This is a genomic window from Leifsonia poae (assembly GCF_050632195.1).
GTDB lineage: Bacteria > Actinomycetota > Actinomycetes > Actinomycetales > Microbacteriaceae > Leifsonia > Leifsonia poae_C.
The window spans coordinates 258,761-272,420 of record NZ_CP192580.1; the positions used below are offsets into that span (position 1 = coordinate 258,761).

The window sequence follows — 13,660 nt, forward strand, 5'->3', positions numbered from 1 at the left end:
GGCGTGGACATGATCGCAGCGTGCCGTGTGCTGGTCGAGGTCGAGGAGCGCGGTTCGGTGACGCGGGCAGCAGCGGCACTCGATGTCGCGCAGTCTGTCGCGAGCCGCCGTATCGTGGCGCTCGAACGGCAACTCGGTTCGCCGTTGCTGGAGCGGAACGCCCGCCGTGCGGTGCTCACGCCGTTCGGGCGTGACCTCGTACCCTCGGCGCGTCGCCTCGTGCGCCTCGCGGACGAGCTCGAGCTCGATGCCGAACGCGCGCGTCTGCGGCCGGTGACGATCGCCGTGCCGGAAGACTGCACGACACGCGACCTCGCCGTGGCGGATGCCGCAGGCCGAGCCGAGGGTATTCGCCTGGAGTTCGTTCGGGCGAACCCGCTCAGACGCTCGGAACTCGTCTCTGCTTTGGCCGTCCGAGTTGCGGTGCTTGCGGTGCCCGTCGATCGGGCCCGGTGGACCGCGCAGCTGGGCGCCGCCGGCAGGCGCCGGAACGATCATCCGCTCCGCATCGACAGGCTTCGTGCAGGGCGTCGTGGGGGAGTCGTGAAGGCAACCGGCGGGATCAGGATGCGGGCTCGCGCATCCGGATCGGGCCCGAGGACGACCTTCCGCACGTGCGCGACATCCTGACCCGTGCCGGATACGCGGCCGGTCTCGGCCCCGGACAGCTTCCCGTGGACGCATCGGTGACCGCATCCCTCGCCGCAGTGCTCACTGACGGCGACCTGCTGCTGTGCACACAGGCGGAAGCGCACAACCTTGGTCTGCACTGGCGCCCGTTCACCGGTCTCGAGATCGCGCGCGGGTTCGCTCTTGCCGGAGACAGCGAGCACGACGTGAGTGCTGTGCAGAGCGCGATCGCCGAAGAGCTGGCTGCAGCGCTCGGCGCAACCGTGTCGACGACAGCCTCGGAGGTTCAGGATGCGTGACGAGCGACTGCTCCGCGCCGTGCGCGCCGATCTCGCCGCCGCCGGGCTCCGTGCCTCCATCGTCGTCCGCGACCTCGATTCCGGCCGTGAGATCGCGCTTGACGGCGACGATGTGATGCCGGCGGCATCCTTGGTCAAAGTGCCGATCGCGTTGTCGGTGCTCGAGCGCGTGGCGGACGGGCGTCTCGACGGCGCGATGCCGGTAGTGCTGCCTGCGGGCGATCCGACAGAGAGCACGCCGGGGACCGGCCGCTTTCGGCACCAGGCGACGATCGCAGTCGACGATCTGGTCTCCCTTGCCCTGACGATCAGCGACAACGGTGCTGCCGACGCGCTTCTGAAGATCGTTCCCGCGAGCGATGTCATGGCCGACCTCGACCAACTCGGGATCCGCGGGATCTTCGTGCGGCATCCCCTCGCCGAACTCAGCGACACCCCGCTCGAAAGGTTCGCTCCGGATGAGGCGCACCTCGCGCAGGCGCTCGCCATCCGCGGAAGCACCCCGGCGCAGGGGCACCCCGTTCGTCAGCTCGACGTCGCCAGGACGAACACCGTGACGGCATCCGGATTCGCGGAGCTGCTCGAAGCGATCTGGCGGGAGCGCGGCATTCGGCCGATTGTCGCAGCGCGGTTGCGCGAGCACATGCACGGGAACATCGTTAGGCACCGCCTCGCACCCGACTTCGCCGCGGATGATGCGCGCTGGGCTTCGAAGACGGGGACGCTTCTGAACCTCCGGCACGAGGGCGGCGTGCTCGAACGCGCCGACGGATCCCGTTTCGCCGTCGTGGCGCTCAGTGCCTCCTCCGTGCCGGCCTCCATGCAACCGGCCGCCGAGGCCGCGCTCGGTGCCGCAGCTCGCGACCTCTACGACGCCCTTCGCGTCTGAGCGAGCATCGTCAGTTGCACTCCGCGGGCGGCCAGATGTTAGCGACGTTAGAGACGGTCCCTGCCGTGTCCGCCACCGTGTACTGCACGATCGGATTGGATACGGTGCAGACGTCGACCTGCACGATCAGTACGTGAGTCGACGGCTCGAAGGTGACGGTTTCGCCAGGGATCGGTGACACGACTGTCTGCACACCGGGCGTCGTGAGATTGAGGTCGAGTGTCGTCCAGTCGATGGTCGCGGACGGGTTCGAGGTCGTCGTCGCGGCAGTGAGGTCGGCGGTGGCCTCGCAGGGGTTTATGTTGTCGCACGCGGCGCCCTGCCAGGACACCGGCAATGCTAGGTCGGGATCTCCGACCGACGGTGCGACGACCACGAAGGCTGCGGGGGTGAGAACGGGCAGCTCGATCGTGGCGGCGTTCGAGACCACGCCTGCGCTGTCCGTCACGGTGTAGGTCGGCAAGGTCGGGGGAGCGGCGGTCGCGGTCACCGTGACCGAGAGGACATTCGTCGCGGCGTCGTAGAGGAATGCGTATCCGGAGGGGGCCGCGCTCGGCGTGAACGTGGAGTAGTCGATCGCCGCGCCAGGGGTGGTCGTCGTGTCGCCCAGCGTCGTGACGTCGACGGTGAAGGTGCAGGTCGCAGCGCCCGCCGCGCAGGAGCCCACGGGAACCCATTGCGCCAGCGCGACGGTGTTCGCGGTCACGACCCCCGCAGAGGGAGTCGGTGTCGGGGTGGGAGTTGGGGTCGGAGCCGGGCTCGGTGACGTCGTCGGACACGGCTCGGCCGCGTTCGCCGCGGGCGCTGAGCCGGCCGAACCGACGACACCGGCCAGGAGCAGGACGATCAATAGGGTGGACCCGCCGGCGCGCATCCGTCGCCTCACGAGAAGGAGTGCCGCGACCCCGGCACCCAGCAGCAGCACGCCGATCGCAAGCGCAACCCACGGCGACGAGCCGGTTGCGGCCAGTTCCTGACAGTCCATGAGCGCCCCCACTCGTGATGATTCCGCCCAGGCTACGCCACCCTCGTACGGGTGTCGCCTGTGCTCGAACCCATCTCACTAGAAAGCCGCTTCTACCCGGAGTAGTTTTTGCAGTAACGCATCGAGGGGGGACGCTCCATGGCCACATTCGAGATTCCACTGGGAAACGCTCCGCGTGTCGGACAGGACCTCCACCTCGTGAGGTGGGCGCGCACCCCCGACGGCTGGTCGCCTCAGACTGTGCTCGTTACCTACATCAGCTCGACTCCTGATACCTGGGTCGTGCGACAGCAGGGGTTGAGGACGACGTTGTCGCGGGCCGACTGGCTTCCCTTCGCGATCTGAGCGATGACGCGCGATATGAGCGATGACGCGCAGCCGAAGTCGCGCAGACGCCGGCTCACCCTGGATTCGGCGGCTGTGATCGTGCTCGCGACCATCGCCGTGCTGACCGCCTGGTGCGGGTTCGAATCCTCCAAGTGGGGAGGGGAGATGTCGATCGCGTTCAGCCAGGCATCCAGCGCACGGGTACAGGCCAGCAACTACTCCAGCGAAGCGCGCGACGCCCGCGCGCTCGATCAAGGAGTCTGGGAGCAGTGGGTGCTCGCCACCGCGCGCGGGGACACTCAACTCGTGACCTACATCGAGCAGCGCTTCTCGCCCGAGTTCGCGGTCGCCTTCGACGCGTGGACAGCTGACGGGCGGACCGATCGTGGACCGTTCGTCCGTGAGGAGTATGTGCCGCCAGGCACCGTGCAGGCGAAACAGCTGAACGACAAGGCCGACGAGCGCTACAACACAGCGCTGACGGACAACGCCCGGGGCGACAACTATTCGTTGCTGACGGTCATGTTCGCGCTCGTCCTGTTTCTCACCGCGATGTCCCAACGCGAGATCCACCGGGCCGCCCGACTCGGGCTCCTCGGCACAGCGGTCGTCTTCGGCGTTCTCGGCATCGTGCTTCTTGCGACCTTCCCGATCCGGATCTGAGCGATGTCGGTACAGGGCGATGTCAACGCATCCGACGGACGAACCGTGCGGTTCTACGACACAGGTGCGGTTCCGGATGCCGGGCCCACCGTGTTCTGGCATCACGGCACACCGCAGACCGGCCGGCTCCTCGATCCGATCGTCGAGGCGGCGGCCCGACGAGGGATGCGCGTTGTCTCGTGCGCTCGTGCCGGGTACGAGGGCACCAGCGAGATCCCCGGGCGCACGGTGGCCGCCGCTGCTGCTGATGTCATCCGCGTCGCCGACGAGCTCGGGATCGCCCGGTTTGCGACGATGGGCGCGTCTGGTGGAGGTCCGCACGCGCTCGCCGCTGCCGCTCTGGCACCCGACCGAATCGTCGGTGTTGTGACGCTGGCCGGCATCGCCCCGTTCACGACCGACTTCGACTGGTTCGCAGGCATGGCCTCGCCCGGAGGACTGAGCTCCGGTCTCGAGGGTCGAGCAGCCCGAGCCGCGTACGCCGAGATCGCGGAGTTCGACGAGACGAGTTTCACCGAGGCGGATTTCCGGATGCTCGCGGGACCGTGGTCGGTACTTGGCGCCGACGCGCAGCGCGCATCCGGAGCCGGAGCAGCGGGGAGATCGACGACGATGTCGCCTTCACGAAGTCGTGGGGATTCGAGCTCGGCGACGTTCTAGCCCCGACCCTGCTGGTTCAGGGCGGTCAGGACAGGGTGGTTCCCGCATCCCACGCCCGCTGGATGCTGGACAGGCTTCCAGCAGGGGAGCTCTGGTCGAGGCCACGCGACGGGCATGTCTCGGTGCTTGCCGGACTGCCCGTCGCGCTCGACTGGCTCGCAGAGACCGTCAGGTCAGCGGGAGCCACACCCGCATAGTCGACGGTCCGCGCTCGGCCCAGCCGCAATAGGGGACGAGCGGCACCCGGATGAGCTGGTCGACTTCTTCGTCGACGTCCACTTGGTATGGCCATTCGCGCTCAGCGGCGCGGCGCGCGCGGAGGTGCACGAAGAGACGCCCGTCTTCGAACTCGGGCTCGATGGAGTCGTCGAGCGTGTAGTCGTCGACGCTGTCGGAGCCCTCGGGAAGGTCGACCGACTCGAGCGCGTAGACGATCGGGCCGCGTTCGACCGCGACCGACCCGCGAACCGCGTCGACGCGGGGGTCGGGACGGACGAAGCGCGGCTCGAACGGCAGCTCGAGTTCGACGGTGTCGCCGGCGGCGAACTGCCTAGTCACCGTGGCGTAGTCGGCTTCGACCGAGCTCGTCTCCTCGGATGCGCCACCGTCGGACAGGACGGACACGCGTGCGCTCCCGGCCCATGCCGGCACGCGAAGGCTGAGGGTCCACGGCCGCGACGCGTCCTTCAGGATGCGCACGCGCACGGTCCCCTCGTCGGGGTACCGGGTCTCCACCTCCACTGCGATCTCCTCCCCATCGGGCAGGCGGGTCGCGATGTTCGCGGAGGCGAACTGGTGCAGTTGCAGGCCCTGCGCATCCGTCGTCGCCAGGTAGGTGTCGAGGCTCGCGAAGGTGCGGGCGACGTTCGGCGGGCAACAGGAGACCTCGAACCAGGGGGCCCGCAAAGATGCCTCTGCGCGCGGCGAGGCCGCTTCGGTGTCGGCGACAGCACCGGGGGTGCGGCGGTGCAGGGTGTTGGCGTAGAAGAATGCGCGACCGTCCTGCGACGGTGATGTTGCAACCACGTTGTGCAGTGTGCGCTCGATGAGATCGGCGTAGCTGCGACCGGTGCGCGAGAGGAGCATCCGCCAGCTGAACTGCACGGATGCGATGCTCGCGCATGTCTCGGAGTAAGCCCGGTCGGAGGGAAGCTCGAAGTCGTCGCCGAAGGCTTCGTCCTGATGGTGCGAGCCCTGGCCGCCGGTCAGGTACGTACGACGCGCGATGGTCCTCGACCACTGCCCTTCCAGGTTGGCGAGCAGCGGGGCGTCGTGTGTCTCGACGGCGACATCCACGGCCCCCGAGGCGAGGTAATTGGCGCGCACGGCGTGACCGCGAAGCACCTCGGCCTCCCGGATCGGAACATCGTCCTGGTAATAGGAGCGGCCCCACTCGATGTCGCGCAGCACGCCGGTTCCCCGTCGCTCGACGAACAGGCGGGCCTGCTCGATGTAGCGCGGCTCACCTGCGGTACGACCGAGCTCGACCAGCGCGGTCTCCACCTCGGGGTGACCGCACACCGACTGGATGCCATCGGTGCCGAACACGTCGCAGATGAGGTCGGCGAAGCGGAGGGCGCCGGCGTAGAGCCCGTCCTCGGCGTCCGGACGGGTCCGCTGGCGCGCAACCACAGCCTGGAAGAGGTGACCGGCGCAGTACAGCTCGTGACCCCACTCGAGGTCGGACCACCTTTCGCCCTGACCGGGGCGCCCGAAGTTCGTGTTGAGGTAGCCGTCGGGCTCCTGAGCGGCCAACACGCGAGTAGCGATCGCCGTGAACCGCTGATCGAGCTCCTCGTTGCCCGTCCGTCCGATCTCCCACGCGAGCGCTTCGAGGTACTTATAGATCTCGGAGTCGGAGAACTCCCGGCCACGGCGATCCTGGGGCAGCCTGCCGGCCGCCGCGAGATCGAAATTCGGCAGCCAGCCCTCGCGCTCGAGCCAGTGCTCGATGTGCTCCAGCGTCGCCGAGCTGTTGGCGCTCTGGCGTCGAGCCCAGTAGCCGCCGGTGATCCGCACCTCGTCGAGGCCGAGCGGCGAGAGCAGGGATGCGCTCGGAACGACCGGCGCTTGCGCCTGCTTGGTGTCGATGTCGGTCATGGTTACCCCTTGAAGGCGCCGGACATGAAGCCGCGCACGTAGTGACGTTGAAGGATGAGGAACAGAAGGATGCACGGCACGGCGAGCACGACGACGCCCGCTTCGGTCGCGCCGTAGTCGACGACCCCCTGAACCTGACCGCGCAGGTTCGAGACGGCCAGCGGGAGTGTCATCCGGTTGGAGTCGTTGATGAGGATCAGCGGAGCGAAGAAGTCGTTCCAGGCGGCGAGGAACGCGAACAGGCCCACTGTGATCAGCCCGGGTTTCACCGCGGGCACCAACACGCGCCAGAGTGCTGAGAAGGTCGAGCATCCGTCGACCAGTGCCGCTTCGTCGAGCTCTCTCGGGACGGACTCGAACGAGATCCGCATCATGAAGGTCGCGAACGGAAGCTGGAACATCGTGAGCACGAGCGCCACCCCGACGAGCGAGTTGGACAGGCCGACAAGATTGAGCAGCACGTAGAGCGGGATCAGCAAGGTCGCGTACGGCACCATCAGGATGGCGAGCGTCGCCATGAACAGCACGTTCTTGCCCGGAAAGCGGAACCGGGCGAACGCGTACCCGCCGAGGAGCGAGATGCCGAGCGTCAGCACGACCGTCAGCAAGGAGACGAACAGGGAGTTTCCGAGGTAGACCCAGATTCCTGCCTGGTAGTTGGCGAGCGTCGCGTAGTTGCCGAGACCCCATCCGTGCACCTGGTTCGTGCCGGCTCGGGGAGAGATCGACGACACGGCCGTCCAGATAAGCGGGTAGAGGAAGATGAGGGCAAGCCCGCCGGTGAGCACCCAATACGGGGTGCGGAGGGCGACGCCGGCGATGCGGTTGGGTCGGCGACGACTGCGGGCGTCCCGGTGGGGTGCGGCCGCGCGCGGCTCGGTGAGCGTGTCGGAGCTCATCACGAATCCTCTTTCTGGCCGAAGGCCCGGATCTGGGCGAAATTGACGATGACGAGGGCGATCAGCACCATCACCGACAGCGCGCCAGCCACGCCGAGGTTGTTCGGCCCTTGGAATGCCACGCTGTAGATGAGTTGCACGACCGTGATCGTGCTGTTGTCCGGGCCACCCTTGGTCAGGATGTAGAACTGCTCGAACGCGAGCAGGGATCCCGTCACACAGAGCACGGTTGTGAGTGCGATCGTCGGCCGCAGCAGGGGAGGGTGATCGACCGGAAGGTCTGCATCCTGCCCGCGCCGTCGATGCGTGCCGCCTCATATACGTCTTCGGGAATGGCCTGCAGGCCGACGAGCATCAACAGCATGTAGAAGCCGGCATATCGCCAGACGATCAGGAAGACCGTCGACCACAGAGCACCGCTCGGTGTGCCGAGGAAGGTGATCCCCCACGAGTTCATCAGGTCGGCGAATGGCCCGGCGAGCGGGGAGTAGAGCACGTAGAACAGGAGCGATGCCGAAGCCAGGCCGAGCGCGCTCGGGATCAGGATGGCGGTTCGCAACACTCCCTTCCAGCGCGACGATTCCTGCACGAGGAGCGCGAGACCGAGCGCGAGCGCGAGCAGGATCACGGTGGTGACGACGGTGTATGTCACCGTGAAGATCAGAGCGTTCGTGAGAAAGCGGTTCGAGAACGCGTCGACGTAGTTCTTCGGAAAGTTGAGCCCCTGGTTGCCGCCCAGTAGCGGCCAGTTCGACGCCGACATCTGGAAGACGAGGATGAGCGGAAGTACGAACAGGAGGAGCACGAAGACCGCGGTCGGCACGGCGTAGACCGCGCCGCGCCAACGTCCGCGCAAGCGGCGTGACCGGCGGGTTGTCGGCTCCCGAGGGGATCGCGTCTCTGTCGCCACGGTTCCGGCAGACATGGAAAGCCCTTCTATAGAGGTGGCCGGATGGCCGACGCGGGTGCGCCGGCCATCCGGGTCAGCGATTACTGGCCGAGCACCGATGTGATCTCCTTGTTGTCCGCGTCGACCGAGGAGCCACCGCCGAGCACGGCGTTACGGGTCAGGGTCAGCCACGGGCTGTTGGGAGCATTGAACGCCTGCTGGAAGTTGAGCGCCACCGGCGTCTCACCCTTGCCCGCGACCTCGTTGATCGTGACCAGACGCGGGTCCTGCTTGGAGTACTGGTTGTCGGCGAGGTCGCTGCGAGAGACGACGTCCTTGTCTTTCGCGAGCACGTCGACCTGTGCCTTCTCGGACAGGAGCCAACTGAGGAAGTTCCACGCCTGCGAGGCCTTCTTCGAGTCCTTCGAGACGCCGATGCCGTCGCCGCCGACGAAGGTGGATCCGCCGCCGTCGGCTCCCGGGATGCCCGCCACGCCGGCGTCGAACGTCGTCGAGGAGAGCAGAGTGGCCGGGTACGGCATGAGACCGACCTTGCCGTCGGTGAAGCCGGCCGTCCACGTGGGACCGGTCTCATCCTTCGAGGAAGGAAGCACGGCGCCCGCCTTCCACAGGTCGGCCCACGTGCTGTAGACCTTCTTGGCGCTGTCGCTGTCGAGCAATGACTTCGTGCCGGCGTCGTTCATCACCTGCTTGCCGTCGGCCCACACGCTTGGGAACCAGGTGAACACCTGGCAGCCTCCGCAGGCGAGACCTGTGGCGGTTCCGTAGACGCCGGGCTTGTTCAGCGCCTGGATCTTCTTCGCGTCGGCGGCGAACTCGTCGAGGTTGGCCGGAGCCTTCTCGGGGTCGAGCCCGGCCTCCTTGAACAGCTCCTTGTTCCAGAACATCATCGACAGGTCGAGCACGAACGGAAGTACGTGCTCCTTGCCGTCAACTGTTCCGGCCTTCAGATGGCCCTTGTTGATGGAGTCTTTATATGAGAGCCCGTCGATCTGCGTGCTGATGTCCTGGAAGAGGCCCTGCTTCACCCAGTTCGGGACGTACACGATGTCCGCGGCGAACAGATCCGGCAGGCTGCTCGACCCGGCGGCAGCGCCGACCTTGGCCACGTAGTCGTCGTTCGGAACGACGGTGAGCTCCACCTGGTTCTTGTGGCTCTCGTTGTATGCGGCGACGAGCAGCTTCGCCTGCTTCTCGAGCGGGGCGCGGGTCCAGAGCGTCAGCTTGGCGCCGTCGTCCGTCCCGTCCTTCGTGATCGCGGCTGTTTCGCCGCTGGTCGAATTGCCGGCAGAGCACGCGGCGAGACCGACCGCCAGTGCGCCTGCCACAGCTGCCGCGACGATCCGTCGCTTGCGGCCCTGGAACGAGTTCATTGCTTCTCCTCTTAGCTCTTCTTTGAGCCCGACAAGCGGGTTTGTGCCGTGGGAGCATTCCGAAAGTTCCGAAACGCCTTTCGGTAAGTAAATCGGCTATGAATTCGCGTGTCAAGCAAAGATTCAGGTAACCTTTGCGGAATCGGCCGAAGGGAGTTGAGAGTGACGCAGACGACGAACCGCGCCTCGACACGGGCCTCCACCCTGAGCGATGTCGCACGACTGGCGGGCGTGTCCATTTCGACAGCCTCCAAGGCGATCAACGGTCGCGACGAGGTCGCTCCGAAGACGCGAGAGCGGGTGATCGCCGCAGCGGATGAACTCGGCTTCACCCCGAACGCCCTTGCCCAGAGTCTCATCGCGGGTCGGACGGGAACGGTCGGACTGCTCACGAGCGACCTCGAGGGCCGGTTCGTCATCCCCATCCTGATGGGCGCAGAAGACGCCTTCGGTGCGGGCCAGGTCAGCGTCTTCCTCTGCGACGCGCGCGGCGACGCCATCCGGGAGCAGCATCACATCAAGGCGCTCCTCAACCGGCGCGTGGACGGCATCATCGTCGTCGGTCGGCAGACGGATCCCCGCCCCTCGCTCGGGCACGACCTCCCGGTTCCTGTCGTGTACGCGTACGCTCCTTCGGATGACTCGTCCGACGTTTCCCTGACCCCCGACAACTTCGCGGGCGGTCGCCTGGCCGTCGAGCACATGGTCGCCTGCGGACGCTCCCGCATCGCGCACATCAGCGGCGACCCGGCCTATGCGGCGGCGCAGGATCGCGCTGCGGGTTTTCGCGAAGCTATGGCGGCGCACGGCCTCGAGCCGGTGGGCGACGTGCTCTTCTCGTCCTGGACGGAGAGCTGGGGTCGGGATGCGGCGGCGCTGATGCTGAAACAGCATCCGGACATCGATGGGATCGTCGCCGGCTCCGACCAGATCGCGCGCGGAGTCATCGACACCCTGCGCGACCTCGGCCGCAGCGTTCCGGAAGATGTCGCTGTCGTCGGCTACGACAACTGGGAGGTGCTGGCCACCAACTCGCGCCCCGAGCTCACCAGCATCGACAACAACCTGCAGGAGCTCGGCCGAATCGCCGCGCGCCGCGTCTTCGCGGCGATCGACGGCGAGAAGCAGCCCGGAGGGGTCGAATACCTCCCTGTTCGTCTCGCCATCCGCGGATCGACCATCGAACGGATGTGACGATCGGGCGTCTTCTTTGTCGCCCGATTTGGGGTACAAATTCGTGTCCTCCAAACAACCTACAGAACGTTCTTTCTAGCTATGCTCAGGCTGTCACACACCCGAGTTACAGCCTCTGCTCTCAGCTAGCCCCGTCGTTCCCGCCGACGGATGCAGGGAGTTCCGAAACACCGGAAGGACGTATCGTGAACCAGAACTACGGAACCGCAGTCGACCCCGACATGGCCGCTCAGCGCGCCAACGCGCTCCTCGAATCCGAGATCAAAGCCCGCATCGAAGCCGTACGCGGCCTCGCCCAGCGCCAGGTCGCTCTGGATACCGCCATCGCCGAGTACGAGTCGGCCTGGCAGTCTGCAGCGCAGGCAGGCTGGACCGAGGACAAGCTCCGCGACATCGGCCTGCGCGCGCCCGAGCCCTCGACGCCGTTCGCCGGTCGCCGTGCCGCAGCGCCGGAGGAGCAATCCGCTCCGATGGCGCCCGTCGTTCAGCTGGCGCCCCCGGTGCCCGTTGCGGCGCCGGTTGCCCCGACGGTCGTCACGGCGCAGTCGATCCACTAGCACGCCGTCTCAGACCCCTGGCAGTGATTCCGTCGCTGGCCACCTAGTCGCTCCGACCACCCTCTGACCCCCAGGGCGGCCGGTAAGAGAACCCCCGAGCAGGGATGCGCGGCACCCGACCGCGCGTCCCTGCGATAACCCCGAACACCCGAACAAGCAGTCACGTCGACCCGAAGGACACGTCTGTGAACCACACCTATGCCTACAACCGCGCCCACGACGAAGCCCACAGGCTCGCTCGGCGTCACGAGCGCGACCTGCACTGGGCCAAGGAGCGCCGTCGCCAGCACGAGCGCGAGATCGGCGAGGCGATGCTGCTGGTCGCCACCAAGCCGGCCACTCTCGCCCGAAAGACCATGCTCGTCTCCACGATCCTCCTGATCGTCATCGTGGGTGGCGACGGGTTCATCGAGAGCACGGGGGCGTTCGCCGCCTGGCTGCCGATCGTCCACTGGGCCGCCGTGGCCCTGGTCGTCGGTGTTCTGATCGGCGCACTCATCTCCCTGCTCAAGCTGCGCAACCGCATCCAGGCCGCTCGTACGCTCGTCCGCTCGAACGATGCTCGTCTCGCGCACACCCAGTACCACATCAACGAGAGCGTCCACCTGTTCGTCGATTCGCGCACCGAGGTACACAACACGCGTCAGGTGCACCTGGTCTAGGGTGCGCGACTGACCGCCGTCATCCGCTACATAGCTCCAATAGCGAGAAAGACCGTGTAGAGCGCCCATACCCCCGCTCCGACGTAACCGCCCGTGCTTTGTACGGTCTTACCCTTCTTCCCGCTGTAAATCCCGAACACCAAGAAGAAGAGTGCGAGCGCACCAAATGTGATGGTGTCTATGATCCGACCGAGGTCATTGTGCCCGACAAGGGCGACGACAATTCGGATCACAATGCTCGTCGTAACCACCGCGATAAGTGTTGCCATGACGATGTACAGCGTTGTTTGCTTGCGTTTGGGTGCTCCGATAGACATGTTGCGATCCCCTTACGCGATGCAGGCGTTGAGGGCGCCTGTAGTGAAGAAGACGGCTCCGGTCTCGATTATCAACGCGAACCCACGGAGCCGATGACCGGCCGCGCGACTGACCCAAAGCCGCGCACGGCCGATAGTCAGGGGTGTCATCGGGGGATGGCTCCCGAGGGATCGAGATTGTCGTGCGCAAACTCATCGCCGTTCTGGTCTGTGTCACCGCCGCGTCGGCCGCGCTCCTCGCGCCCACGCCCGCGCCGGCCCGGGCGGATCCCCTTCCCGTGTTCTCGGGTCGGCTCTACGTGGACCCGTACAGCGACGCTCGGAAGGTAGCTGACCAGTTAGCCGCAGGCGGCGACACCGCCGGCTCGGCCATTGTTCGCACCATCGCCGAACAGCCGACGGCCGTCTGGCTGGGCGACTGGTACTCACCCGCGCTGCTGCTCAGCGTGATCCAGCGCCACATCCGTGCCGCAGCGGCTCAGGATGCGACACTCGTCTTCGTCACCTACGCCATCCCCAACCGCGACTGCGGCGGCTTCTCGGCCGGCGGATTCACGCCCGACCAGTACCTCGCCTGGAACCGCACGATCGCCGACGCGTTGGCGGGAACCCGTGCGGTCATCCTGATCGAGCCGGACTCGCTGGCGATGCTGTCGAGCGCGAAATGCGCGGGCGAGGCGAGCATCCGTCTGCCGCTCATCAAGTCGGCTGTCGAAATCCTGAACGCTGCCGAGCTCACCACCTACCTCGACGGCGGCAACGCGCGCTGGTTGACGCCTGCCGTTCAAGCGAGCTGGCTGACCGCAGCCGGAATCGACGAGGCGCACGGCTTCTATACGAATGTGGCGAACTTCGATGCGACCCAGAGCGAGCGCGACTACGCAGGCAAGGTCTCGTCGCGCGTCGGCTGGAAGCACTTCGTGATCGACGTCTCCCGCAACGGCAACGGCTGGACAGGAACCTGGTGCAATCCGCCCGGCGCGGCGCTCGGCCAGAATCCGCAGATCACGGAGGGAGTCACCACCAAGCTGGATGCACTGCTCTGGGTCAAGCATCCGGGAGCCAGCGACGGGGAGTGCAACGGCGGGCCGGCGGCAGGCAGCTGGTTTCAGGATGGCGCCGAAGCGCTCGTGCTCGCTCGCTGACGGCATCTCCATTCGTAAGGTAGAGGAACGCGCTCAGCGGAGCGGGGATG

17 protein-coding genes are annotated in these 13,660 nt (G+C 66.7%); 9 read left to right on the forward strand and 8 right to left on the reverse strand.

Going from position 1 to position 13,660, the window contains the following annotated elements:
* Positions 1-9: 9 nt before the first annotated feature.
* Genes ACQ86A_RS01460 through ACQ86A_RS01470 form a run of 3 tightly spaced genes read left to right on the forward strand, consistent with a single transcriptional unit; the run spans position 10 to position 1,818 of the window.
* A complete protein-coding gene (locus ACQ86A_RS01460; RefSeq protein ID WP_431280506.1) occupies positions 10-630 on the forward strand; it encodes a LysR family transcriptional regulator in 621 nt (206 codons plus the stop codon).
* The gene (locus tag ACQ86A_RS01465; RefSeq protein WP_431278866.1) at positions 615-929 is read left to right on the forward strand and encodes a hypothetical protein; all 315 of its coding nucleotides are present in this window, start codon (positions 615-617) and stop codon (positions 927-929) included. The genes ACQ86A_RS01460 and ACQ86A_RS01465 overlap by 16 nt, the downstream gene beginning before the upstream one ends.
* The gene (locus tag ACQ86A_RS01470; protein WP_431278867.1) at positions 922-1,818 is read left to right on the forward strand and encodes a serine hydrolase; all 897 of its coding nucleotides are present in this window, start codon (positions 922-924) and stop codon (positions 1,816-1,818) included. Before ACQ86A_RS01465 ends, ACQ86A_RS01470 begins: the two co-directional genes overlap by 8 nt.
* 10 nt (positions 1,819-1,828) lie before the next feature.
* Here ACQ86A_RS01470 and ACQ86A_RS01475 read toward each other — a convergent pair whose 3' ends face one another.
* Positions 1,829-2,803 (reverse strand): LPXTG cell wall anchor domain-containing protein, encoded by a 975-nt coding sequence (locus ACQ86A_RS01475; protein WP_431278868.1) that lies wholly within the window; start codon positions 2,801-2,803, stop codon positions 1,829-1,831.
* A gap of 360 nt (positions 2,804-3,163) precedes the next feature.
* On the opposite strand from ACQ86A_RS01475, the gene ACQ86A_RS01480 reads away from it, so the two are divergent.
* Together ACQ86A_RS01480 and ACQ86A_RS01485 are read left to right on the forward strand one after the other, a co-directional pair.
* Positions 3,164-3,793 (forward strand): hypothetical protein, encoded by a 630-nt coding sequence (locus tag ACQ86A_RS01480; RefSeq protein WP_431278869.1) that lies wholly within the window; start codon positions 3,164-3,166, stop codon positions 3,791-3,793.
* Positions 3,794-3,796: 3 nt separating this feature from the next.
* Positions 3,797-4,453 (forward strand): alpha/beta fold hydrolase, encoded by a 657-nt coding sequence (locus tag ACQ86A_RS01485; RefSeq protein ID WP_431278870.1) that lies wholly within the window; start codon positions 3,797-3,799, stop codon positions 4,451-4,453.
* 25 nt (positions 4,454-4,478) lie between these two features.
* On the opposite strand, the gene ACQ86A_RS01490 is transcribed toward ACQ86A_RS01485, so the two are convergent.
* From ACQ86A_RS01490 to ACQ86A_RS01515, 6 genes are all read right to left on the reverse strand, one after another.
* Positions 4,479-4,640: a hypothetical protein gene (locus tag ACQ86A_RS01490; protein ID WP_431278871.1), complete on the reverse strand. Its 162-nt coding sequence runs from the start codon at positions 4,638-4,640 to the stop codon at positions 4,479-4,481.
* Entirely contained in the window at positions 4,622-6,553 is a 1,932-nt protein-coding gene (locus tag ACQ86A_RS01495; protein WP_431278872.1) for a glycoside hydrolase family 127 protein, read from the reverse strand. Before ACQ86A_RS01495 ends, ACQ86A_RS01490 begins: the two co-directional genes overlap by 19 nt.
* A 2-nt stretch (positions 6,554-6,555) precedes the next feature.
* The gene (locus ACQ86A_RS01500; protein ID WP_431278873.1) at positions 6,556-7,452 is read right to left on the reverse strand and encodes a carbohydrate ABC transporter permease; all 897 of its coding nucleotides are present in this window, start codon (positions 7,450-7,452) and stop codon (positions 6,556-6,558) included.
* A complete protein-coding gene (locus ACQ86A_RS01505; protein WP_431278874.1) occupies positions 7,452-7,670 on the reverse strand; it encodes a hypothetical protein in 219 nt (72 codons plus the stop codon). Before ACQ86A_RS01505 ends, ACQ86A_RS01500 begins: the two co-directional genes overlap by 1 nt.
* The gene (locus ACQ86A_RS01510) at positions 7,667-8,377 is read right to left on the reverse strand and encodes a carbohydrate ABC transporter permease (RefSeq protein ID WP_431278875.1); all 711 of its coding nucleotides are present in this window, start codon (positions 8,375-8,377) and stop codon (positions 7,667-7,669) included. The genes ACQ86A_RS01505 and ACQ86A_RS01510 overlap by 4 nt, the downstream gene beginning before the upstream one ends.
* Before the next feature lie 65 nt (positions 8,378-8,442).
* Entirely contained in the window at positions 8,443-9,735 is a 1,293-nt protein-coding gene (locus tag ACQ86A_RS01515) for an ABC transporter substrate-binding protein (RefSeq protein WP_431278876.1), read from the reverse strand.
* A gap of 162 nt (positions 9,736-9,897) precedes the next feature.
* Between ACQ86A_RS01515 and ACQ86A_RS01520 the strand changes: the two genes are divergently transcribed.
* The 3 genes from ACQ86A_RS01520 (at position 9,898) to ACQ86A_RS01530 (ending at position 12,148) form a co-directional block, all read left to right on the forward strand.
* Positions 9,898-10,929: a LacI family DNA-binding transcriptional regulator gene (locus ACQ86A_RS01520; RefSeq protein ID WP_431278877.1), complete on the forward strand. Its 1,032-nt coding sequence runs from the start codon at positions 9,898-9,900 to the stop codon at positions 10,927-10,929.
* A 185-nt stretch (positions 10,930-11,114) separates the two neighbouring features.
* Positions 11,115-11,486 (forward strand): hypothetical protein, encoded by a 372-nt coding sequence (locus ACQ86A_RS01525; protein ID WP_431278878.1) that lies wholly within the window; start codon positions 11,115-11,117, stop codon positions 11,484-11,486.
* A 185-nt stretch (positions 11,487-11,671) separates the two neighbouring features.
* Positions 11,672-12,148, forward strand: coding sequence for a hypothetical protein (locus ACQ86A_RS01530; protein WP_431278879.1), 477 nt, complete (start codon positions 11,672-11,674; stop codon positions 12,146-12,148).
* A gap of 26 nt (positions 12,149-12,174) precedes the next feature.
* On the opposite strand, the gene ACQ86A_RS01535 is transcribed toward ACQ86A_RS01530, so the two are convergent.
* Positions 12,175-12,465 carry a hypothetical protein gene (locus tag ACQ86A_RS01535; protein WP_431278880.1) on the reverse strand — a complete coding sequence of 97 codons (291 nt, stop codon included), beginning with the start codon at positions 12,463-12,465 and terminating at the stop codon, positions 12,175-12,177.
* Between the two features lie 182 nt (positions 12,466-12,647).
* Here ACQ86A_RS01535 and ACQ86A_RS01540 point away from each other — a divergent pair, with 182 nt between their 5' ends.
* Positions 12,648-13,610: a glycoside hydrolase family 6 protein gene (locus ACQ86A_RS01540; RefSeq protein ID WP_431278881.1), complete on the forward strand. Its 963-nt coding sequence runs from the start codon at positions 12,648-12,650 to the stop codon at positions 13,608-13,610.
* The last annotated feature ends 50 nt before the right edge of the window (positions 13,611-13,660 follow it).